We start from the raw sequence: 20,737 nt of genomic DNA, 5'->3' as shown, positions 1-20,737 counted from the left end.
CTACGGACGGCACCACGGCATGAGAACTATCGATAACACTATGGGGGACCGCAGCAGCGCCGGTGTCTCAGGCCCTGTCACCCGGGGCTCGATCATCGCGCGTCTGGAGCGTTTGCCAGGCAACGCGATGCAGGTGCGCGCGCGTATTTTGATCGGACTCGCGACGTTCTTCGACGGCTTCGACGTGATCGCCATCGCGGCCACGCTGCCGATTCTGATCGCGAAGTGGCATCTGACACCGTGGGAGATCGGCTTTCTGATCGGCTCCGGTTCGGTCGGGCAACTGATCGGCGCGTTCGTGTTTCCGTGGTACGCGGAACGCAAGGGCCGCGTGCGGGCGATTGCGCTGAGCTCGGGGATTATCGGCGTTACCAGTATTGCGTGCGGTTTTGCGCCGACGTTTGCCGCTTTCTTGGTGCTGCGCGTGATTCAGGGTTTGGGGCTCGGCGGCGAACTGCCGGTGGCCGCGACGTACATCAACGAGATCAGCCGTGCGCATGGTCGCGGCCGTTTCGTGCTGTTGTATGAAATCGTTTTTCCAGTCGGGCTGCTCGCGTCGAATGCGTTGGGCGCCTGGATCGTGCCGCGTTTCGGCTGGCAGGTCATGTACTTTATCGGCGGCATGCCGTTGATTCTGTTCTTCGTGTTGCGCAAGCTCGTGCCGGAATCGCCGCGCTGGCTCGCCGAACGTGAACGGATGGCCGACGCCGACGCCGCCGTGCATGCGTTTGAACGCGCCACGAAGGGGCCGTTGCCGCCGGTGACGCAGTCGGCCGAATTCGAAGCGATGGTCAATCGTCATCCGAAGCGCCGTATGAGCGACCTGTTCGGTCCGGCGTATCTGAAGCGCACGCTCGCCGTGGCGATGCTGTGGGTGACCTGCGGCTTCATTCAGTACGGTCTCTCGACCTGGCTGCCGACGATCTATCGCACGGTCTATCACGCGCCGCTGCAACTGGCGCTGAACCTGGCGGTGGCGGCTTCGGTGCTGGGCGTGGTGGGGTCGCTGACCTGCGCGCTGCTGGTGGATAAGGTGGGACGCAAGCCGATTATCAATCTGTCGTTTGTGGCATGCGCGATTTCATTGCTGCTGGCCGGCGTGTTCCACGATTCGTCGGTGTATGTGGTGGCGACGTGCTGCGCGTTCTCGCTCGGGTTCCTGGCTTGCGGGTTTATCACGGCGTATGTGTACACGCCGGAGTTGTACCCGACCAGTATCCGTGCGATGGGCTGCGGCGTTGGCGGCGCGTGGTTGAAGGTGGCGGCGATTTTCGCACCGGCTATCGTGTCGAAGACGATGATCGGCGGTAACTTGCAGGTCGCGTTTTATATTCTCGCGGCTGTGCCGTTTGTTGCGGCGATCGCGGTGCATTTTCTTGGGATCGAGACCAAGGGCAAGGTGCTGGAGCAGTTGGAGGCTTGAGCGTTGCTCGTGTAAGGGGTTTGGTGGGCGGTGATGGGTAGTACCGCGATGGCAGGAAGGCGAAGGGCGCACCGGGTGGTGCGCCCTTTGTTGTTGGGGCAATTCCGAGAGGCTTTCGGATTTTTCTCAGATGCCGATGGGTGTTATCCGCATAAGTCGATTCGACATCAACTATTGACAAATTCTCAATTGCTCATACCTTCGAGAATGCGATATTTATTCGGATGACTGAATTATGGAAATGGCGATGAAACGTAGTTATCTGAAAGTCGGCGACAAGTCTTCAGCCGGGGGGCTGCCACCGAAGGTATTGCTCTCATGTCTCACCACGGAACGCAACTGACTTTCGTTGGCGCAACTGTCGAGTGCCCCGCATGCTGTTCCATGGGGAAAATCGTCCCGCGAGGTCCTCGGTGGGCAGGGAACCTAATGGGCAAACAAGCGGCGTTGGAAGGTGATGTTTGTGCATGTCAGTGTTACCCGCTTCCTGTGATGCTCGCTTCCCAGTCAGACATGACAATGAGTTTTGAAGCGCATGAGTTGGCTCGCATGGGGTTCGGTTCAGACGGCGCATCGATAAACGAAACGCCGGCAAGTGACCATTGGATACGGTTTGCTCTCAATGGAAGAGGAAGCTGTGAGGGTTTAGGGTGTCGTGCCCATTTTGCAGATGGCTCGGTCGCGCATGGGACGTTCGATGCTAACAACATTGTTCATTTTGAGCGGCCGAACGCTACTCCCTGCCAGAAAGTCGAGCTTGCGATCGACTATGAAAAGCCCTCTCGCTCGCTCGTCCACTCTCTGTTGTCTGCGATGTTGGAGTGAGGTATGGCCGACGCTCAAACCACCTTTAACGGTTCGGTGGATGAAACGATGAGGGTTTTGAGGTGACAACACCTTTACTGATACTTCTGCTTGTACTTTTTGTCGGCTCGGGTGGTGTGATGTTGATTAGCCTCTTTCCGAGAGATCGAGGCATCAATTTCTCCGACCTGGACAACGAAGAAATGGCGCCTGCCGACAGGTTGGACGTGCTGAGAAAGCCAGCCGTCTTCTATACGGCTACTGCCCTATTGGTGGGTTCGGCCGGCGCGTATCTATGGTGGAAAGCGACTGCTGGATAAGACCGCCGCGCGGCAACCATGTCGCAATAACCGACTATTCTTGGTTGCCGGCTAACCCACGCCGCCGCCTGACACCCTCGATGATCCAGATACTCATCAACCCCGCGCCCACACAAGCAACGATGTCCGGTTTCACGACAGCCAGCACCATCCAGGACATATTCACATAACCGCGAAAAAACGCCGGCACCGCCGTACGCATTTCCTTCCAGCGCGTCGCCTCCAGCACCCCTCCCGCCGCCGACATCACCGCAAAGAGCGCCCACGCGAACTGTTGCGAGCGCTCTTCACGCTGCAACAGCAGCACGATCAACGCGACGAAGCCCGCAAACCAGATCGGCAGACAAGCCCACGACAAACGCGGCCGGCGCGCGAGCCAATCGCGCCACTCGGCTTGCGCGAACGAGAGGAAGAACGCGAACAGCACGCCATGGGCAAACGGCATCGGCCATGCACGCGGGTCGGTAGCGATCCAGTGGCCCACGAAGCCGAACGCGCTGGCGTTGGCGACAGCCAGAATCGCCAACCGCTTGATAGACGGCCAGCCGTGGATCAGCGCCGCCCAGATTGTGCAGACGCCAAGCGTGATCATCGCAATCGAGGTGGAACGGCCATTGCCGTCTTCGCACAACGCCGCGGCGGTGGCGCCTAGCCACGCAGGAATCCAGCCATAACGCAGCCAACCGACGGAACGCAATGCGCGCAACCGCTGTTGCTGCGGTTCCGAAAGCAGCACGCTTGTCGCGGCGAGGGTGACCAGCGCGAGCATCAGCGTCGACAGAAGAATGGCGAGTTGCGGCGGCGCCCATTGATCGAACAATCGATCGCTCGCGGGATTCAGCGAGGCGGTGGCGAACAGCACGCCGCACCACGCATTCAACGCGAGCGCCGGACCCAGCAGGCGGCCCACGCCGATGCGGAATTTCAGGCAACTGCCCCAGAACTCGACCTTCTCGCGATCCAATCGCAGACGCACCACGCTCGGATGGTAGTGGCCCAGTGCGGTCAACAACTGCTCCATCTCCGTGCGCACGCCGGCACGCAGCAACGCTCTCGCGCCGGTTGCGATGGATGGCGCCGGCGCTTCGAGCAGCGCCATCGCGTTCATGAAGCGCAAACGCAGCGCGTTGTAGTCCTCGTCGGCGAATACGCGGTCCAGCGCGAGATTCGCAATGGGCGCGTTGCGCCGGCGCAGATGCGCGGTGTTGTCCCGCCACCCGAGCACGGCGTTCAGATTCATACGCAGTTCGGCCGGTGTGTCCTCGTTCAGACAGTGACACAGCGCTTGCCATTCGAGTTCTTCGCGCGTCGGAATGTTGACGATGGAGCCGAACAGCGTCTCCAATGAACGGCGCGACGCGAGTTGATCGGGTTGCGCGACGAAGTCTTGCCAGAGCTGCACCGCGCTGTCGAACGCATCGGGTTCGCGGACGGTTTGCACCGCGGGCGTGGGCATCGACATCGTCGACACCGTCGCCGGCATTGCCGAAAACGCCTTGCCGTTCACTATCTGCAATGCCGACTCATACGCATACCGCAGACGCTGAAACGCGTCGGCATCCTCATCCGGCCGCTGTTGTTTCAGCAGCTTCGCGTAAGCACGGCGCACCGCGCGCTCGTCCGCATTCGATTCGATGCCGAGCGCGTCCCACGGCCAGGTGTTGTCAGAACTCGTAGTCATGGCCGATCAGTAAGTCACATGCACGTCGAAGCGATCCAGCAGCGCGCTCAGGTCGCTGCGCGCAAGGGCGATTTCATCGGCGTGCTGCCGTTCGATCAACGCCTGAAAACGCGCGATATGCGCGGCCAGATACTGCCGATGGTCCCCGAGCGTTTCTTCATAGACACGATCGGCACGCGTCAACAGTGTGCGATTTTCGAGTTGATCGCGCGGATGAATCTTCAACGCGCTCAGCGCAACGAGCCGCTCGCGGATTTCTTCCGGCGTCATCACGCCGGGGTTTTCTTCAATCACCATCGTGCGCTTTTCGCCACCGGGAAACGCGGTGGCTTCCACTTCCAGCACACCGTTGACGTCGTACGTGAAGCGCACATCCGCGCCCGCTTCGCCTGCCGGCTGAAGCGGCACGTCGAGCGCGAATTCGCCGAGCGGCACGTTGTCCCGGGTCAGACGCGCTTCGCCTTGAAACACCTTGATGCTGAGCCTCTGCTGACGGTCGCGCACCGTGAAAATCCGCTGCATGCGGCTCACCGGCACGATCGTATTGCGCTCGATGATCGGCAGGAAATGCCCCGGCACGATCTGGTCCTGCGCGAGCTGGATGGCGGTATCGATGCCGAGGCTATACGGCGCGACATCGGTCAGCACCATTTCCTCGAGCCCTGCATCGCGCGTGACGAGACCCGCCTGCACGGCGGCGCCGAGCGCCACGACTTCATCGGGATTCAGGTGCCCGGCGGGCAGGCGGCCGAACATCTTCGAGACCAGCTTGCGGACCATCGGCATGCGCGACGCGCCGCCGACGAGGATGATTTCGTCGAGCGCGTCGACGGCGATCTTCGAATCGCGCAACGCCCGTTCCACCGGCTTGCGCAGCCGTTGCAACAAATGCTCGCAGGCACGTTCGGCGGCGGCTGTGTCGAGTTCGAGCGTGGCGTCGCGGTCGTTGACTGCGAGCTTGAGCGTGACGCTATCGGCGCCGTGCTGCGTGAGCTGCCGTTTCGCGCGCTCGGCCTGCTGATGCAGACGTTGCGCGGCGATCGGCGAGAGCGCGTTGAGTTTCAGGCTATTGCGCTGGCAGAACAGCTCGACCAACGCCTCGGTGAAGTCCTCGCCGCCCAGAAAATTGTCTCCGGTGCTGGCGCGCACTTCCATCACGCCTTCGAAGAAGTCGAGCACCGACACGTCGAACGTGCCGCCGCCCAGATCGAAGATCAGGAACTTGCGTTCGCTATCGCGCTGATGCACGCCATACGCGAGCGACGCCGCGGTCGGTTCGTTGACGAGCCGTCGCACCTTGAGCCCGGCCAGTTCGCCGGCAATGCGCGTGGCTTTGCGTTGCGCGTCGCTGAAATAGGCAGGCACGGCGATCACCGCGTCGTGGACCGTTTCGCCGAGAAAGGCCTCGGCATCCGCCTTCAGCGCTTTGAGCACCAGCGAGGACAGTTCCTCGGGACGCAGCGTTTGCGTGTCGAGCGGCACGCTGCGGTTCGTGCCCATGTAGCGCTTGAAGTTCGCGGCGGTTCGCTCGGGATGCGTATGCAAACGGTCATGAGCGGGGCGGCCGATAAGGATCGAGCCGTCGTCGTCGATCGAAACGCACGAAGGCGTGAGCGTCTCACCCAAGGCATTCGGGATGAGGACAGCCTGATTGTCGCGCCAGACCGCCGCGAGACTATGCGTGGTTCCAAGATCGATGCCGATGATCGAAGGCATGGTCAGTTTCCGATTCCGTTTCGCGCCCCTCCATGAGGAGATCGCCCAAGTTGCCGCGGATCAACCGCGCGGGAGCCGCGAGTAGCTCCGTCCAATGGCGATAACGGCAAGCCGCACGTAAAACTTGAGCGGCACGGTCCGCCGGCGGGGCGGGAATCGAAAACCTGCGGCGTTATAACGCCTTGCGATACACCACGAAGCCTGAGTGATCCGCGACCTGATCGTAGAGTTTCATCGCGGTCTGATTGGTTTCGTGGGTTTGCCAGTAGACGCGCTCCAGACCATCCGCCCTGGCTCGCGCGTACACCCCTTCGATCAGCGCGCGGCCCACGCCCTTGCCGCGCTCGGTGTCGAGCGTATAGAGGTCTTGCAGATAACAGGTGGGCGCGGCCATCGTCGTATGACGGTGATACAGGAAATGCACGATGCCGAGCAGTTGGCCGTTGCGTTCGGCGACCATGGCATGCATCGGCTCGTAGGCATCGAAGAAACGCGCCCAGGTGATGCGCGTGATCTCGCGCGGCAGCGCCGTTTCGCCCGAGCGGCCGTAGAACGCGTTGTAGGCGTCCCATAGCGGCAGCCAGGTGTCGAAGTCGGCGGGCGCGGCGGGGCGAATCTGGATCGGGTCGGACATGGGTTTGACTTCCTCGTGAGTGGATGACGTCTTGCGGGCAGGCCGCGGAGACGACGCTAAGGTTGAGTCGAACAGGCGTAGAGGCTTACAGCGTGGCGGCAGCGCCCGAACCATCAGCATAAGAAATTTGTGGCACCATTGTTAGCTCCACAAGAAGAGCAAAATTTGGAGCCACGATTTGGACTACGGTCTGTTGATGTCGAACGTCGAGCGAACGTTGGGCGGGCGCAAGCTCACGCAACAGGACCTGCTTTACGAAAGCCTGCGCCGCGCGATTCTCGACGGCGCGATTCGCCACGGTAGCCGTCTGCTCGCGAGCCGTGCGCTGGCCGAGCAATTGGGCATTGCGCGTAACTCGGTGTTGTACGCGTACGAACGGCTGACCGAAGAAGGCTTTATTGCCGCGAGCCGGCACGGTTCGATCGTCAGCATGGTGAGTGGCGCGGATAGTGCCGCTTCCAAGGCAGTAGGACGGCTGCAGTCGTCCGGCAGTGGGCTATCGCGGCGCGTCACGGATCTGCCGCGCGAACGCACCAGTCCCGACGACCCCACACCGTTCCGCCCAGGCGTGCCCGCGCTCGACGAATTCCCGCTCGCGCAATGGCGAGCGTCGATGGAGCGCGCATGGCGTGCGGTCCCGTCCGGCGAACTGGGATATGGCCACAACTCGGGCCATCCCGCGCTGCGCCGTTCGATTGCCGAATATGTACGCGTGTCGCGCGGTGTGCGCTGTTCCGCGGAGCAGGTGTTCATCACCGCGGGCACGCAGGCGAGTCTCGATCTCTGCGCCTGCATGTTCGCCGATGCCGGCGATAGCGTGTGGGTCGAGGACCCCGGCTATCACGGCGCGAAAGCCGCGTTTCAGGCTGCGGGTTTGCAACTGGTGCCGATTCCCGTCGACGCCGCCGGCATGGCGCCGACCGCCGATGATTGGCAACAGACGCCGCCGCGCTTGCTGTATCTCACGCCGTCGCATCAGTATCCGCTCGGCAGCGTGCTGAGCCTGGAGCGGCGCTGGTCGATCATCGATAACGCCGTGGCGCGCGGCGCGTGGATCATCGAAGACGACTACGACAGCGAACTGCGTCACAGCGGTCCGCCGCTACCGTCGATTCAAGGGCTCGTCGAGCACGCGCCGGTGATCTACCTCGGCACCTTCAGCAAGACGATGTTTCCGGCGCTGCGCATGGGCTTCATGGTTGTGCCCGCGCATCTCGTGACGCAGGTCGACGACACGCTCAGCGAGATCGCGCGGCAGGGGCGCGTGGCCGAACAGATTGCGTTGGCCGACTTTATCGATAGCGGGAAATATGCGCGGCATTTGCGGCGCATGCGGCGTCTTTATCAGCAACGCCGCAGTGCGTTGGTAGCAGCGATCGAGCGGCATATGGGCGATCTGGTGACGGTGTCGTCCGACGGCGGCGGCATGCATCTGACGGTGCGGCTCGACGCGCCGTTGCACGATCAGGACGTGAGTGCCGCGACGCGCGAGCACGGTTTGCATATCGCCGCGTTGAGCGCGTTCTGTCAGCATCCGGAGCGGGACGCTGAGCATTACAACGGCTTCATGCTCGGCTACGCGGGCGTGAAACCGCAGGAGGCGGATGCGCTGGTGGCGCGGCTCGCTGCGGTGGTGCGTGGGTTGTTGTGACGACACGTTAGGCATTTCGCGTCGTCACAGCGGGTTCCGTCACGCCGAAAGCCGTTCAGGCGGCCTCGGCTCTGAGCCAGCGCGCGAGCATTGCGTCGTCGTCCGTATCGAGCGCCTGGGCGACGCGCCGGCCTATCGCCGCGCCGAATTTATAACCGTGCCCCGAGCACGCGGACACCACCAGCGTGTTGCCGATACGCTTCGAGAAGAAACGGCTGTCGGCAGTGAAGGTGTACATGCAGGTTTTGACTTCGGAAACCGTGTAATCGCCAATGCGGCTGAACGGCGGCGCAAACAGCCGGCGCACACTGTTGCCTTCACCGTGTGTCGCGATGCGGTCGGCGTCGGGGTCGAGTGCGTGGACCTTGTGAATGCCCGCACCAAACTTCAGACCAATGCCGTCGAGCGGCGGCAGGGCATAACCGCCGCTCGATCCGCCGATGTCGACGATTGCCGGTGCATTCGCCCACGCCTCTTCGAGATCCGCGGGCGGCTCCATGTAGGCGACCACGTTGCGGAACGTCATCAAGGTTTCGGCCAGCGCGGGGAACAGTTGCAACGTCCATGCGCCCGCGGTAATCACGAGGCGGTCGGCGCGCACGATGTTGTCGTCGTCGATACGCACGCAAGCGGTGTGCGGGTCGACCGAGAGGACTTTCGTATGAGTACGGATATCGGCGCCGCGCATCTTGAGCCACGCTTTCATGTCGCGCGCAATGCGCTCGCTGAAGAGCGCACCGCCGTCCTGATCGAGATACGCGTAGCGAAACGTGGCGGGGTCGAGAAAGGGATAGCGCTCTGCCGCTTCTTGCGGCGCGAGTTGTTCGTACTCGAATTGCATACGGTCGAGGCCGCCGCGAAATTGCTCGGCGTCGTCGCCGGCGAATTGCGAAATGCCGAGCACGCCGCAATTCGCATAGTGGGACACGCCGAGATCATTCCACAGCAGATCCCAACTATCGAATGCTTCGGCCATGGTGCGCGCATAGCCGTCGGCGTCGCCATAGGCGCGGCGAATCATTCGGGTCCGGTCGCCCGAAGCGGCCAGTGGATTTGGAATCGAGCCTTGCTCGATCAATGTGATGTCGTGTCCCAGTTTCGCGAGCGACCACGCCGTGCTTAACCCGGCAATGCCCGCTCCTACGATTGTCACCCGCATGCCCACTCCCCCGAGTCGATAGTTCCGGCACAGAGTCTAGCAGCGGAAAGAAAATAATCGGTAAGGGTTCGTGCGGATCGGCGCGCGAGCGGACTGATCGACACGACGCAAAACCCGGCAGGCGGTGGTCTCCGCGCGCGCCGTGTCAGTGTTTGCGATGCGGGTTATGGCGAAGCTGGTTGCGCACTTTTTTCGCTGCGAACAGCGGCACGTAATCGAATACGCGCGCTTCGTGACGGTAAGTGGCCAAGGTGTCTTCGTACATCTTCGACACTGTTTCCGTGGGAGTGTCGGTCTCCTCTGCGATGCTTCTCACGACTTCATCGATATTTGGCTCGGGTTGGGACATGAATCTCTCCGGGGAGGCGGGTTGGACAGCGGGCACGGACAACAGGAGTTTCATTAGAGGATGCGATCCGCGCCGATGCCAATTGAATCGGTCTATCGCACACACTGTTTCACAGAGATTTTTGTCTTGCGGTGCAGCAAGTCGCCGCGCAGCGCGGCGACGCCGAAAATCAATGCGAATGACGATGATGTATGTCAGGAAAGTGTGCATGAACATGCGTGAGCGGCGCATGTTCATGCGGATGGGTGTGGGGCTCTTCGCCGTCCCATGCGAAGTCGTGCTCGTGCTGATGATGCGCGTCGTGCCGGTGGCGATGCGTGTGATCGAGCGGTGCATGCGTATGCGGATGCTCATGCCGTTCGCGGATGTGCAGCCACACGCCGAGCGCCATCAACGCGGCGGCGACCCAGAACAGCGGTGGCGGCAACTCGGGCCACAGCAACCATGACAGCGTCACGCCGAACAGCGGTGCGACCGAGAAATAAGCGCCGGTTCGCGCGCTGCCGAGATGGCGCAGCGCGACGACGAACAGCACGAGACTGACGCCGTAGCCGGCAAAACCCGTCAGCATCGCCAACCCGACGGTCGCACCCGTCGGCCATGATGCGCCGAGCGCGAGGGCGAGCGCCACGTTGACCGAACCGGCCACGAGTCCTTTCAGGCAGGCGATGAACATGGCGTCGTGCGTGGACACTTTGCGCGTGAGGTTATTGTCGATTGCCCAGCATGCGCACGCGCCGACCAGCAGCAGCGTGCCGGGCGGCAAACCCACCGTGCCGGGTTGCCAGGACAACGCCACGCCGCCCGCGACGATCGCGGCCATGCCGAGAAACACCTGCACGTCGACGTTTTCGCGGAACACGATCCACGCGATCAGCGCGGTGAACACGCCTTCGAGATTCAGCAGCAGCGAGCCGGTGGCGGCTGGGGTGGTTTGCAGACCGAGCATCAACAGCGCGGGACCCGCGACGCCACCGGCGACAATCGCGCTGGCCAGCCACGGTGCTTCGCGTAAGGGGAATGGGGGAAGAACGGCGGATTGTCCAGCGGCGCTGCCTTTGCCTTTGATGCGACGCGCCAGAATCACGGTGGCCAAACCGAGGCCGCTGCCGAGGTAGAACAGCCCGGCCAGCAGAAATGGCGACAACGCGCCGAGCAGCGCCTTGGCAAGCGGCGTGGTCGCGCCGAACAGCGCGGCGGCGAGCAAGGCGGTGAGAGCGGCGTTAAAGCGGAGGGACATGATGGCCCAATCGGATGGGAACAGCGGGCGTGCCAGACACGAGACACGATAGCGCGAACTGATCGACGGCGTTATGCGTCGCTGAATACGTGTTCGGACAGGAAGTCCACGAACGCTCGCAGCTTCGGCGAGAGTTGGCGGCTCGACGGCCAGAGCACCGAAAATTGCCCGGGGTCCGACAGGTGATCGTCGAGCACGCTTTGCAGTGTTCCCGCGCGGAGTGCGTCGCGGGCCAGAAAATCGGGCATATAGCCAATGCCCAGACCGACTTCGGCGGCTGCCCGCAGCGCTTCCATGTTGTTGCAGGTCAACGCGGTGGGAAAGCGCGCGGCCGTTTCTTCCGGCTGCCCGCGAAACGCCCAGGGCTGCAATTTGCCTGAAGTCGGAAAGCGGAACCGCAGGCATGCATGATCGGCGAGGTCCGCAGGCGCGAGCGGCACGCCGCGCCGTTGCAGATAACCGGGTGACGCGCACAGCACGAAGCGGAACGGGCCGAGGCGCTTCGCCATCAATTGCGAATCGGCCAGGTTGCCGCTGCGGATCGCCGCGTCGAAACCGCCTTCGATCACGTCGACAATGCGGTCGTTGAAATCCAGTTCGAGATCGATCTCCGGATAGCGCTCCGCGAACGCCGGCAGGATCGGCAGCAGAAAGCGATAGCCGATGGTCGGCAGGCTCACGCGCAACCGGCCGCGCGGCACGGCGTTGGCTTCCAGCATCATCGATTCGGCTTCGCTCAGCGCGTCGAGGATTTGCCGGCAACGCTCGTAGAAGCGTTCGCCGTCGTCGGTCAGGCTGACGCGACGCGTGCTTCGTTGCAGCAAGCGCACGCCGAGATGCTGTTCGAGCCGCGCGACGCTTTTGCCGACGGCGGACGGCGACACGCCCAGCCGCTGCGACGCGGCGACGAAACTGGAGGCCTCCGCCGTTTGCACGAAGGCGACGATGCCGCTGAAGTTGTCCATTCGGTCGATTCGAGCATTGAAGTCTGGAATGGGCGAAATGTAGCATTATTTAGTGGCTTTCAGTCCGCTATGGGCGTTCATCTCACCACGCCGATTCAGCCGAACCGATTCACGTACCAATGCGCGCGCATCCATCCGGCCCCGTCGAACGTAATACGTTTATTGACGCTACGTTCGAGGCCCTTGCCATGCGCCGCCTGTTCTCCGCTGCCGCCGTTGCGACCGTGCTGCTGTTGTCTCTCGCCGGCTGTTCCAACGATCCGCCCAATCCGAACCCGCGCGCGAGTGAACCGCTCGCCACCGTGCCGGTCGATTTGCCGCGCTATATGGGCCGCTGGTACATCATCGCGAATATTCCGTACTTTGCCGAACGCGACATGGTGGCGAGCCGTGCGGAATGGCAATTGCGTCCGGACGGCAAGATCGACGACTCGTACTACGCGCGCAAGAAAAGCTTCGACTCGCCGGAAAAGCACTATCAGTTTCTGGACACGCCGGTGCCGGGCAAGGAGGGCGGCGAGTGGAGCGTGCAGATCTTCTGGCCGGTTCACGTCGCGCAACTCACGCTGTACGTGGATCCCGACTATCGCTACACGATCCTCGGTTATCCGGGCAAAAACCTCGGCTGGATTTTTTCGCGCGAGCCCGATATGAGCGACGACACCTACCGGTCGATGCTCGCCCGTCTCGATGCGATGGGCTACGACACGTCGCGTTTCAGGCGCGTGCCGCAGCATCCGGATCAGTTGGGCAAGGCGGGCTTTGCTTCGCCGGGCGATAAAAACTAGGGCGTCGGGCGCGTTCGTGCGTCAGCGCTTCACGTGGGTCGCCTGCGTCGCGCTTGCCGCATCCGATCCTGTTTTCACCGCGTATAACCCGCATCGTTACTGAATGAGCGCCTTATGCCGCCACTTGCCGCCGCCGTGATTGCCTTGATCGGCCTCGTCGCGATCTTCAGCGCCGCCTGGGCGTGGCAGTTGAAGACCGACAACGCTGGCATGATCGATCCGATCTGGGCGTATTCGCTCGGTCTCGTCGCGGTGCTTTACGCCGTGCTCGGCAATGGCGATCCGCTCACGCGTGCGCTCACCGCGCTGGGAGGGCTGGTGTGGGGCGTGCGGCTCGGCACGCATCTGTGGCGGCGCAATTTTGGTCAGCCCGAAGACGCGCGCTATCACCGCTTTCGCGAGGAATGGGGCGATGAGGCCGCGAGCAAGATGTTCTGGTTCTTCCAGTTGCAGGTGGTGGTGTCGATGTTGCTGTCGATCGCGTTTCTGGTGCCGTCGTACCGGACCCAAGCGCCGGCCACCGGCTGGATGTTGCTGGCTGTGGCGCTGTGGATCGCCTCGGTGATCGGTGAGGCCCTGGCCGACCGCCAACTGAAACGCTTCAAGGCCGATCCGGCCAATCGCGACGCCGTGTGCCGTGCCGGGTTATGGCGCTATTCGCGGCATCCGAATTACTTCTTCGAATGCGTGCATTGGCTGGCGTATATCGCGCTGTCGGTGGGGACGCCGTGGGCCTGGTTCACGTTGCTGCCGCCGGTGCTGATGGCGTTTTTGTTGCTCAAGCTGTCCGGCATTCCGTTGCTCGAAGAAAGCATGGCGAAACGGCGTCCGGGTTATGCCGAGTACATGCGTACCACCAGCGCGCTGATTCCGTGGCCGCCGCGGCATTGAAATATCGACCGAAGCGCAAGTGCGCGTCCCGACAAATACATGAATGATGGGAGTTAGCCTCATGAGCCTTTCCACCACCGACCACACCATCCCGCCGTCCGCCCCTGCCGAACCCGGCGACGATTGGCTGATCCGCAGTTGCGAGCGCGGCTGGCTGCCTGACGGCCTGATCCGCTTCGGCATGCGCCAATTGATGCGGCAGCGTCTGCGCGATGAAGCGCTCGACAACGGCGAGGTGCGTGCGCAGCGGCTCAACCGTCTGCTCGACGAATTGCGCGCGAGTCCGATCGCTATCGAAACGCAAGCCGCCAATACGCAGCATTACGAGGTGCCCGCGTCGTTCTTCCACGCGCATCTCGGACCGCATCTGAAGTATTCGTGCTGCCTGTATCCGACCGGCACCGAGACGCTCGCGCAAGCCGAAGCCGCCATGCTCGAACGCTATGCCGAACGCGCGGAACTCGCCGACGGTCAGCGGATTCTCGACCTCGGCTGCGGGTGGGGTTCGTTGTCGTTGTGGCTGGCGGCGCGCTATCCGCACGCGCAAATCGTCGCGCTGTCGAACTCGCACGGACAACGCGCTTTCATCGAAGCGCGCGCCGCGGAAAGGGGTTTGCAGAACCTCACCGTGGTCACGGGCAATGTCGTCGATTTCGAATTCGATCAGGCGCAACTGGGCGAGGGCTTCGACCGCGTGGTGTCGATCGAGATGTTCGAGCATATGAAGAACTACGGCCTGCTGCTCGCGAAAATCGCGCGCTGGCTGCGCGACGATGCCGAAGCGAAACTGTTCGTGCATATCTTCGTGCATCGCACGCTTGCGTATCACTTCCAGGTGCAGGACGGCAGCGACTGGATGTCGAAGTACTTCTTCACCGGCGGCACGATGCCGTCCGAAGCGCTGCTGCTGAACTTCCAGGACCATCTGCGGATGGAGCGGCAATGGTGGGTCAGCGGCACGCACTACGAGCGCACGGCGAATCATTGGCTGGCCGCGCTCGACGCCGCACGTGAGCGCGTCATGCCGATGCTCGTCGACACTTACGGCGCGCGCGACGCGGCCGTGTGGTTGCAGCGCTGGCGCATGTTCTATATGGCCGTCGCGGAGTTGTTCGGTTACGCGAACGGCAATGAGTGGGGCGTCGGGCATTATCGGTTCGTGAAGCCTTGAGCAACGACCGGCGATCTGCCCACGGCAGGTCGCCCCGCTGAATGCGCGTCGCCCGGCGCGCCGCCTACGGGTCTCGCCGCGCCAGGCACGCGCGACGCAGTAAAGGCACAATCTGACATTTGCCGCCGCGGATCATGGCGGCCGACGACTCCGTGCGTGCGACATCGCCCCCTTTTCGACAAGCGGACCGAATCGACCGCGCTGATCACACGGCGCTGACCGCATCGGTCTCGCCCCCGTCACGCCGCATCGAAATAATCTGAAACACACCTTTACGCGCGTGGCGGAATAAAAGGCCACACTTAGGCGTTTTGTTAATTGAGTCGGGCGCCTGATCGCTTCGGCATCGCCGGCATTTCAAACAGCTTTCGCGGCACTGCGCTCGCGAATGGAACACAACGATGAACACCCAAGCCAATTCTCTGTCTGACTCGAACGATGCAACGGCCCGCTACACGCGCACCGCGATGACGCTGCACTGGCTGATCGCGCTGCTGATGATCGGCAACGTGGTGCTCGGTCTGAGCGCCGATTCGCTGCCCGACGACTGGGTGCGTCCGGTCGTCGATACGCACAAGTCGATCGGTATCACGGTGCTGGGTCTCGCGCTCATGCGTATCTTGTGGCGCGTGTCGCACAAGCCGCCGCCGTTGCCGCGCGAGTTTCCGTCGTGGGAAAAAATTGCCGCCCATGTCGCGCATTTCCTGTTGTATCTACTGATGATCGCGTTGCCGCTGTCTGGCTGGTTGCACGATTCCGCGTGGAAAGACGCGGCCACGCATCCCATGCGGCTGTTCAACCTGTTTCCGTGGCCGCGTATCGGCTATGTGATGAACCTCGATCCGACGCTCAAGGAGAGCTTGCACGATCGGTTCGGCGCGTTGCATACGTGGCTCGGCTACGCGCTCTATGCGCTGCTGGCCATGCACATTGGCGGTGCGCTGAAGCATCAGTGGATCGATCGCAAGTCGGTGCTGAAGCGCATGGTGCCGTGAGCCCTATCGCGCTTCGTTGAGTCCTTTAACCGCAGCCTCGAAGAATTCGTCGTCATTTTGAAGAAAACCCTGGAACAGGCGCTTGCCCTTGCGTCGCCACGCATCCTGCCGCGTCGCACGACGCCGCTGAGCTCGCTGATTCATTTCAGCGTGCTCGCCCTGTGGGTGCTGCTGTTCGCGCGCGCCTTCTTTCTGAAAGGCGCATTGGCGTGGTCGACCGGCATCGCCTACGTGCTGTACGACACGTTGCTGCTGGCGTTCGTCACGTGGAAGTCGTTGCCGCTGATGCGCCGCACGGCGCCGCTCGAACCCGACTACGACCAGCGCAACCTGCCGGTCATGGGCGTGATCGTCGCGTCGCATAACGAGGCGAGCGTGCTGCCGGTGACGCTGGCCGCGTTGCTGCGGCAGACGCACGGTCCGGCGCAGATCGTGATTGCCGACGACGGCTCCACCGATCACACGCGCGAGCTGCTGATCGAACGCTTCGGCCTGACCGCCGCCGACGACGGTGTGCTGAGCGCACCGAGCGCGCTGTATCCGAATCTCTTCTGGCTGCGTGTGCCGCACGGCGGCAAGGCGCGCGCGCTAAACGCCGCGATCACGCTGATGACCACGGAAACGGTAATGACCGTCGACGCCGACACGCTGCTCGACGACGACGCCACTTACGCCATGCGCGCCGCGTTCGCGAACGAGCCGAAGCTGGTCGCCGCCGCCGGCATTCTGGTGCCGGTCTGCGGCAAGACGGTGTCGGGCCGCATCTTCCAGTGGTTCCAGACCTACGAGTACATGCGCAACTTCATCGCCCGTTTTGCGTGGATGCGCGCCGATAGTCTGCTGCTGATCTCGGGGGCGTTCGCCTCGTTCAGACGCGACGCGCTGGTCGATGTGGGCGGCTTCGACCCGGCATGTCTGGTCGAAGACTACGAACTGATTCACCGGCTGCGCCGCTATTCGGTCGATCACGGCCTCGGCTGGGACGTGCGGGTGGTCGGCGAAGCGCATGCGCGCACCGACGCGCCGGACAACCTCGGCAGTTTTCTGCGGCAACGCCGCCGCTGGTTCGCGGGCTTCCTGCAAACCCAGTACTGGAACCGCGACATGACCGGCAATCCGCGCTACGGCACGCTGGGCATGCTGATGCTGCCGGTCAAGGCGATCGACACGATGCAGCCGATCTACGGGCTGACCGCGTTCGGCTTGCTGCTCGCGTTTCTATTCGGCGGGCATGGCGCGATCGTCATCTCGATCTTTAGCGTGATCGGCATCAAGACGGCGATCGACCTCGCGTTCTATCTGTGGAGCATTCATCTCTACCGCCGCTGGACGGGCGAGCGCAGCGGCTCCAGTCTGGGCATGGCGATGCTGGCGGCCGTGGCCGAGCCCTTCACGTTCCAGTTGGTGCGGCACGTGGGCGCAGCGCTCGGCTGGCTGCATTTTCTGCGCGGCGGACGCTCGTGGGGCGTGCAACGGCGCTCCGGGCTGGTCGCGCACGACGAAAGCTAGCGGCGGTTTTTTTGGCGTGCCAAGCCGCGCTCGCATCGCTGGACGGCCCGCCGGGCCGGCCCAGGGTGCGTCCGGGGACCCCAGGCGGGGCCCGCTTCGAGTAGACTGACGGGCGATGCCGCGCTGGTAATCAGGCGGCTACCTTCTATCCGCTCGTGCACGGAGGCCCCACCTATGCATGCTGTTCCCCCGTTCGAACAAGACACCGTCGAAGCAACTATCGATGCGCCGCCGGCTCATGACGCATCGTCGAAAAGCGCTCATGCGTCCGCTGACGCGCATACGCCGGACCAGGCCGCGACTAACGCGCCGGTGCGCGATCTGCGCCGCGTCGGTATTCACCCTGACTATTGGTATCCGCTCGCGTGGTCGCATGAAGTGAAGCGCGGCAAGACGCATGGCGTGACGTTCGCGGGCGAGCCGATCGTGCTGGCTCGCACGGAGAGCGGCAAGGCGTTCGCGCTCGAAGACCGCTGTGCGCATCGGCAGGTGCCGTTGCATCAGGGCGTGGTGGAGGGCGAATCGATTCGCTGCGGTTACCACGGTTGGACCTACGACTGCTCGGGCAAGTGCATCGACGTGCCGTATCTCGGCAAGGATCGTCTGCCCAATGGCGTGCGCGCTTATCCGTGCCGCGAAGTGGAAGGCCTGATCTTCGTGTTTCCGGGCGATCCCGCGCTGGCCGACGAACGCGCGTTGCCGCCGCTCGGCTCGGTCTCGGACCCGAAGTACAAGACGCGCCGTTTCGGCCGTCCGGTGAATTGCCATTACTCGTTCATGCACGAGAACCTGATGGACATGAACCATCAGTTCCTGCACCGCCGGCAGATGGGTCAGATGCGGGCACGCTCGCTGGGCCGTCGGCGCGGCGACGGCTGGGTCGAGGTCGATTACACGTTCGCGCGTATGGCCGGCCAGCAGCCGATCGGCGAAGCGATCGTGTTCGGCCAGAGCCGCAAGACCGGCGGCGACAACGACAAAGACGTGATGACGATCCGCACGCAGTATCCGTATCAGACGCTGCAGATCCGCACGTCGGAGAACACGCTGGTCATGGACCTGTGGATCATCTATGTGCCGCTCGATCGCGAGCAGCGCACCAACCGCACGTTCGGCCTGCTGTCGATTCGCAAACCGGGTATTCCCGGCGTGCTGAATCTGGCGTGGCCGCTGCTCGTGTGGTTCACCGAACGCATCTTCAAGGAAGACCGCGAGATCGTCGAAGCCGAACAGCGCGCACACGATTCGCAGGGCTCGGACTGGAATCACGAGGTGTTTCCGGTGATCAACGAACTGCGCGCGTTGCTGCGCGAAAGCGGTGCGCCGGATCAGGTGGTGGGCGCCGGCACGGGCGACACATCGGTGATTCGCTTCTGGGATTCGCGTCACGACCGGCCGGACCGGGCTGCGACCGAATAACAGATATTTGAGTTTTTTCGCGCCGCCTGGAACCGTACAATCATCCGCGACGATGAGCGGCGAGCCGGGCGGCGGCGGGGCACAACACACATGCGCGGGGCGCGGGTTCATCGATCGGGAAAGCTATAAACATAAATAATCGCCTGAGAGGCTCATTCGATGAGTACCGAACTGCATACGGTTATGCCGGTTGTCGTATTCCTGGTGGGCCTCGCCTTTGTGGCGTGGGCGCTTGTGAAGGGCGGTCCCAAACCGCCGCCGCCGCTCGATTCGATCAACGCGCCTTTCAAGTCGATCGATACCTCTGATTTACCCCCTCTAGACCGTTTCACCGCACGTGATAACACCGCGCTCGCCTATCGGCTTTATGCCAGCCGCGTCGCGCAGGTGCGCGGCAGCGTGGTGCTGATTCACGGCTCGTCGGCGAGTGGCGTGAGCCTGCATACGCTGGCCAAGGCGCTCGCCGCGGCCGCTTACGACGTTTATGTGCCCGATGTACGCGGCCATGGCGAATCGGGCAGGAAAGGCACGATTGCGTATATCGGCCAGCTCGAAGACGACCTCAGCGATTTTCTCGACGAAGTGCAGCCGCGTGGGCCGCGTACGCTGGCCGGTTTCTCGGCGGGCGGCGGGTTCGTACTGCGTTATGCGGGCGATGCACGGCAACTGGCCTTCGAGCGCTATGTGCTGCTTGCGCCGTTGCTTCACCATAATGCGCCGAGCACGGTGCCCGGCGGCGGCGGCTGGCTGAATGTGGGGCTGCCGCGGACTATCGTGCTGGTTCTGCTCAACAAGCTGCGTATCACGGTGTTCAATCATCTGCACACCGTGGCCTTCGCGTTGACGCCGGAGGCGGCGGCGAAACTCACGCCGCAGTACTCGTACAACCTGATGCAGAATTTCCGCCCGCACGATCACTACCGCGCCAATATTCGCGCGACGCGGCGACCGCTCGAAGTGCTGGTCGGCGCTAACGACGAAGCGTTCCATGCCGAAGCCTTTGCCGGTGACTTCGCCGACGCGGGGCGGGTGGTGCCGGTCACGATCGTGCCGGGCGTTGGGCATATCGGTCTCACACTCGAACCCGCTGCGGTGGCCGAGATCGTGGCCGTGGTGTCGGAACGCGCCAGCGAGGCGGTGGTTTCGTAGCGGGTGTTGCCGCTGCCATTGCCTTTGCGCCGCGCGGGGAATGAGTCCATCTCCGTTCGGTAGGTAATGAGCGGCCGTCGAGCGGCGATAATGGCATCCGATATTGCATCTGATGCACGCGGGTTTGCGCTAAACGGCATGTGCCGGTCGCGGACCCGTGTACCATTTCGCTTTTTCCGACTTTGAAGACCCAGCCCGTGACTTCGCAACAAACCCCTACCGCATCGCGTAAATCCCTCACTCTGCTGCAATTGCTGGGCCTCATCGGCGGTGCCGGCCTGATTGCCGCCATCGTGCTGAACCAGTTCGTCTGACCCCGCTGCGAAGTTTCAGTTTGACGCTTCCGACCTATGCCGGTGTGCTCCCCGAGAAGTCTTCTTGCGGGACGCGCTGCCGGCTTCCTCGATATTCCGATTTGCCATGTACAAGAAGGGCGTAGCCGTAGAAATCCAGTTTTCCGCCGAGCGGCTCAATGACGGTGCCGGCGATCCGTACTGGATCGATTTGACGCTGGCCGAGGCGCAGCGGCTGCTGGAAAGCCTGCAGGCGCGTCTCGCCGGGACGAGCGGCGGAACTGCCGCGCCGTTGGTGGTGAGCCTCGACGCGTCGGCGGATGCGCAAGTGGCGGACGTGCCGGTGACCGACGCGCCAGTCCTGGTGGATGACTTCAAGCAATGGGTCTGCGTGATCTGCGGCTGGATCTACGACGAAGCCGCCGGTCTGCCGGAAGAGAATATCGCGCCGGGCACGCGCTGGGCGGATGTGCCGGCGGATTGGCGTTGCCCACTGTGCGACGTGGGCAAGGAAGATTTTGCGTTGGTTGAGTTTTGAGTTTGGCCGACCGGTTGATTGATCGGCTGATCGGCTGATCGA

The 20,737-nt window shown here is 62.8% G+C and carries 18 protein-coding genes; 11 read left to right on the top strand and 7 right to left on the bottom strand.

Features of this window, described 5'->3' with window-relative positions:
- Positions 1 to 19: 19 nt before the first annotated feature.
- Both FA94_RS34745 and FA94_RS38965 read left to right on the top strand, forming a co-directional pair.
- Positions 20 to 1,423, top strand: coding sequence for an MFS transporter (locus tag FA94_RS34745; protein ID WP_035560434.1), 1,404 nt, complete (start codon positions 20 to 22; stop codon positions 1,421 to 1,423).
- A gap of 309 nt (positions 1,424 to 1,732) precedes the next feature.
- The gene (locus FA94_RS38965; protein ID WP_353611454.1) at positions 1,733 to 2,248 is read left to right on the top strand and encodes a PAAR domain-containing protein; all 516 of its coding nucleotides are present in this window, start codon (positions 1,733 to 1,735) and stop codon (positions 2,246 to 2,248) included.
- Positions 2,249 to 2,581: 333 nt separating this feature from the next.
- Here FA94_RS38965 and FA94_RS34740 read toward each other — a convergent pair whose 3' ends face one another.
- The 3 genes from FA94_RS34740 to FA94_RS34730 all read right to left on the bottom strand — a co-directional run bounded on the left by FA94_RS34740 (position 2,582) and on the right by FA94_RS34730 (position 6,578).
- Positions 2,582 to 4,228 (bottom strand): J domain-containing protein, encoded by a 1,647-nt coding sequence (locus FA94_RS34740; protein WP_035560432.1) that lies wholly within the window; start codon positions 4,226 to 4,228, stop codon positions 2,582 to 2,584.
- 6 nt (positions 4,229 to 4,234) lie between these two features.
- On the bottom strand, positions 4,235 to 5,944 hold the full coding sequence (locus FA94_RS34735; RefSeq protein ID WP_035560430.1) for a molecular chaperone HscC: 1,710 nt from the start codon (positions 5,942 to 5,944) through the stop codon (positions 4,235 to 4,237).
- Positions 5,945 to 6,116: 172 nt separating this feature from the next.
- Positions 6,117 to 6,578 carry a GNAT family N-acetyltransferase gene (locus FA94_RS34730; protein ID WP_035560428.1) on the bottom strand — a complete coding sequence of 154 codons (462 nt, stop codon included), beginning with the start codon at positions 6,576 to 6,578 and terminating at the stop codon, positions 6,117 to 6,119.
- 178 nt (positions 6,579 to 6,756) lie between these two features.
- Between FA94_RS34730 and pdxR the strand changes: the two genes are divergently transcribed.
- Positions 6,757 to 8,229, top strand: a complete 1,473-nt coding sequence (gene pdxR, locus FA94_RS34725) for a MocR-like pyridoxine biosynthesis transcription factor PdxR (protein ID WP_035560426.1) — start codon at positions 6,757 to 6,759, stop codon at positions 8,227 to 8,229.
- Positions 8,230 to 8,284: 55 nt separating this feature from the next.
- On the opposite strand, the gene FA94_RS34720 is transcribed toward pdxR, so the two are convergent.
- The 4 genes from FA94_RS34720 to FA94_RS34705 all read right to left on the bottom strand — a co-directional run bounded on the left by FA94_RS34720 (position 8,285) and on the right by FA94_RS34705 (position 11,942).
- A complete protein-coding gene (locus FA94_RS34720) occupies positions 8,285 to 9,388 on the bottom strand; it encodes an NAD(P)/FAD-dependent oxidoreductase (RefSeq protein ID WP_035560424.1) in 1,104 nt (367 codons plus the stop codon).
- A 145-nt stretch (positions 9,389 to 9,533) separates the two neighbouring features.
- Positions 9,534 to 9,737 carry a DUF3562 domain-containing protein gene (locus FA94_RS34715; RefSeq protein ID WP_035560421.1) on the bottom strand — a complete coding sequence of 68 codons (204 nt, stop codon included), beginning with the start codon at positions 9,735 to 9,737 and terminating at the stop codon, positions 9,534 to 9,536.
- 169 nt (positions 9,738 to 9,906) lie between these two features.
- Positions 9,907 to 10,977, bottom strand: a complete 1,071-nt coding sequence (locus FA94_RS34710) for a DMT family transporter (protein ID WP_035560417.1) — start codon at positions 10,975 to 10,977, stop codon at positions 9,907 to 9,909.
- Positions 10,978 to 11,048: 71 nt separating this feature from the next.
- Positions 11,049 to 11,942, bottom strand: a complete 894-nt coding sequence (locus FA94_RS34705; protein ID WP_035560414.1) for a LysR family transcriptional regulator — start codon at positions 11,940 to 11,942, stop codon at positions 11,049 to 11,051.
- A 188-nt stretch (positions 11,943 to 12,130) separates the two neighbouring features.
- Between FA94_RS34705 and FA94_RS34700 the strand changes: the two genes are divergently transcribed.
- The 8 genes from FA94_RS34700 to FA94_RS39690 all read left to right on the top strand — a co-directional run bounded on the left by FA94_RS34700 (position 12,131) and on the right by FA94_RS39690 (position 20,695).
- Complete coding sequence (locus FA94_RS34700) at positions 12,131 to 12,730, top strand: lipocalin family protein (RefSeq protein ID WP_051981458.1); 600 nt, start codon at positions 12,131 to 12,133, stop codon at positions 12,728 to 12,730.
- A 114-nt stretch (positions 12,731 to 12,844) separates the two neighbouring features.
- Positions 12,845 to 13,621 (top strand): DUF1295 domain-containing protein, encoded by a 777-nt coding sequence (locus tag FA94_RS34695; protein ID WP_035560412.1) that lies wholly within the window; start codon positions 12,845 to 12,847, stop codon positions 13,619 to 13,621.
- A 61-nt stretch (positions 13,622 to 13,682) separates the two neighbouring features.
- On the top strand, positions 13,683 to 14,792 hold the full coding sequence (locus tag FA94_RS34690) for an SAM-dependent methyltransferase (RefSeq protein ID WP_035560409.1): 1,110 nt from the start codon (positions 13,683 to 13,685) through the stop codon (positions 14,790 to 14,792).
- A 401-nt stretch (positions 14,793 to 15,193) separates the two neighbouring features.
- Positions 15,194 to 15,787 (top strand): cytochrome b, encoded by a 594-nt coding sequence (locus tag FA94_RS34685; protein ID WP_035560406.1) that lies wholly within the window; start codon positions 15,194 to 15,196, stop codon positions 15,785 to 15,787.
- Between the two features lie 57 nt (positions 15,788 to 15,844).
- The gene (locus FA94_RS34680) at positions 15,845 to 17,296 is read left to right on the top strand and encodes a glycosyltransferase family 2 protein (protein ID WP_035560403.1); all 1,452 of its coding nucleotides are present in this window, start codon (positions 15,845 to 15,847) and stop codon (positions 17,294 to 17,296) included.
- A 174-nt stretch (positions 17,297 to 17,470) separates the two neighbouring features.
- Positions 17,471 to 18,715 (top strand): Rieske 2Fe-2S domain-containing protein, encoded by a 1,245-nt coding sequence (locus FA94_RS34675; protein WP_035560400.1) that lies wholly within the window; start codon positions 17,471 to 17,473, stop codon positions 18,713 to 18,715.
- A 159-nt stretch (positions 18,716 to 18,874) separates the two neighbouring features.
- On the top strand, positions 18,875 to 19,864 hold the full coding sequence (locus tag FA94_RS34670; RefSeq protein WP_035560396.1) for an alpha/beta hydrolase: 990 nt from the start codon (positions 18,875 to 18,877) through the stop codon (positions 19,862 to 19,864).
- Positions 19,865 to 20,284: 420 nt separating this feature from the next.
- On the top strand, positions 20,285 to 20,695 hold the full coding sequence (locus FA94_RS39690) for a rubredoxin (protein ID WP_081936298.1): 411 nt from the start codon (positions 20,285 to 20,287) through the stop codon (positions 20,693 to 20,695).
- Positions 20,696 to 20,737: the final 42 nt, after the last annotated feature.

Source organism: Burkholderia sp. 9120, from assembly GCF_000745015.1.
GTDB lineage: Bacteria > Pseudomonadota > Gammaproteobacteria > Burkholderiales > Burkholderiaceae > Paraburkholderia.
Note: the sequence above shows the minus strand (reverse complement) of the source record. Positions and strands in the feature narration are given on the sequence as shown.

What these genes read in the sequence shown, in the direction of transcription:
- FA94_RS34745 (WP_035560434.1), top strand. Translation starts at nt 20, where the DNA reads ATGAGAACTATCGATAACACTATGGGGGACCGCAGCAGCGCCGGTGTC.
- FA94_RS34740 (WP_035560432.1), bottom strand. Translation starts at nt 4,228, where the DNA reads ATGACTACGAGTTCTGACAACACCTGGCCGTGGGACGCGCTCGGCATC.
- FA94_RS34735 (WP_035560430.1), bottom strand. Translation starts at nt 5,944, where the DNA reads ATGCCTTCGATCATCGGCATCGATCTTGGAACCACGCATAGTCTCGCG.
- FA94_RS34730 (WP_035560428.1), bottom strand. Translation starts at nt 6,578, where the DNA reads ATGTCCGACCCGATCCAGATTCGCCCCGCCGCGCCCGCCGACTTCGAC.
- FA94_RS34720 (WP_035560424.1), bottom strand. Translation starts at nt 9,388, where the DNA reads ATGCGGGTGACAATCGTAGGAGCGGGCATTGCCGGGTTAAGCACGGCG.
- FA94_RS34715 (WP_035560421.1), bottom strand. Translation starts at nt 9,737, where the DNA reads ATGTCCCAACCCGAGCCAAATATCGATGAAGTCGTGAGAAGCATCGCA.
- FA94_RS34710 (WP_035560417.1), bottom strand. Translation starts at nt 10,977, where the DNA reads ATGTCCCTCCGCTTTAACGCCGCTCTCACCGCCTTGCTCGCCGCCGCG.
- FA94_RS34705 (WP_035560414.1), bottom strand. Translation starts at nt 11,942, where the DNA reads ATGGACAACTTCAGCGGCATCGTCGCCTTCGTGCAAACGGCGGAGGCC.
- FA94_RS34700 (WP_051981458.1), top strand. Translation starts at nt 12,131, where the DNA reads ATGCGCCGCCTGTTCTCCGCTGCCGCCGTTGCGACCGTGCTGCTGTTG.
- FA94_RS34695 (WP_035560412.1), top strand. Translation starts at nt 12,845, where the DNA reads ATGCCGCCACTTGCCGCCGCCGTGATTGCCTTGATCGGCCTCGTCGCG.
- FA94_RS34690 (WP_035560409.1), top strand. Translation starts at nt 13,683, where the DNA reads ATGAGCCTTTCCACCACCGACCACACCATCCCGCCGTCCGCCCCTGCC.
- FA94_RS34685 (WP_035560406.1), top strand. Translation starts at nt 15,194, where the DNA reads ATGAACACCCAAGCCAATTCTCTGTCTGACTCGAACGATGCAACGGCC.
- FA94_RS34675 (WP_035560400.1), top strand. Translation starts at nt 17,471, where the DNA reads ATGCATGCTGTTCCCCCGTTCGAACAAGACACCGTCGAAGCAACTATC.
- FA94_RS34670 (WP_035560396.1), top strand. Translation starts at nt 18,875, where the DNA reads ATGAGTACCGAACTGCATACGGTTATGCCGGTTGTCGTATTCCTGGTG.
- FA94_RS39690 (WP_081936298.1), top strand. Translation starts at nt 20,285, where the DNA reads ATGTACAAGAAGGGCGTAGCCGTAGAAATCCAGTTTTCCGCCGAGCGG.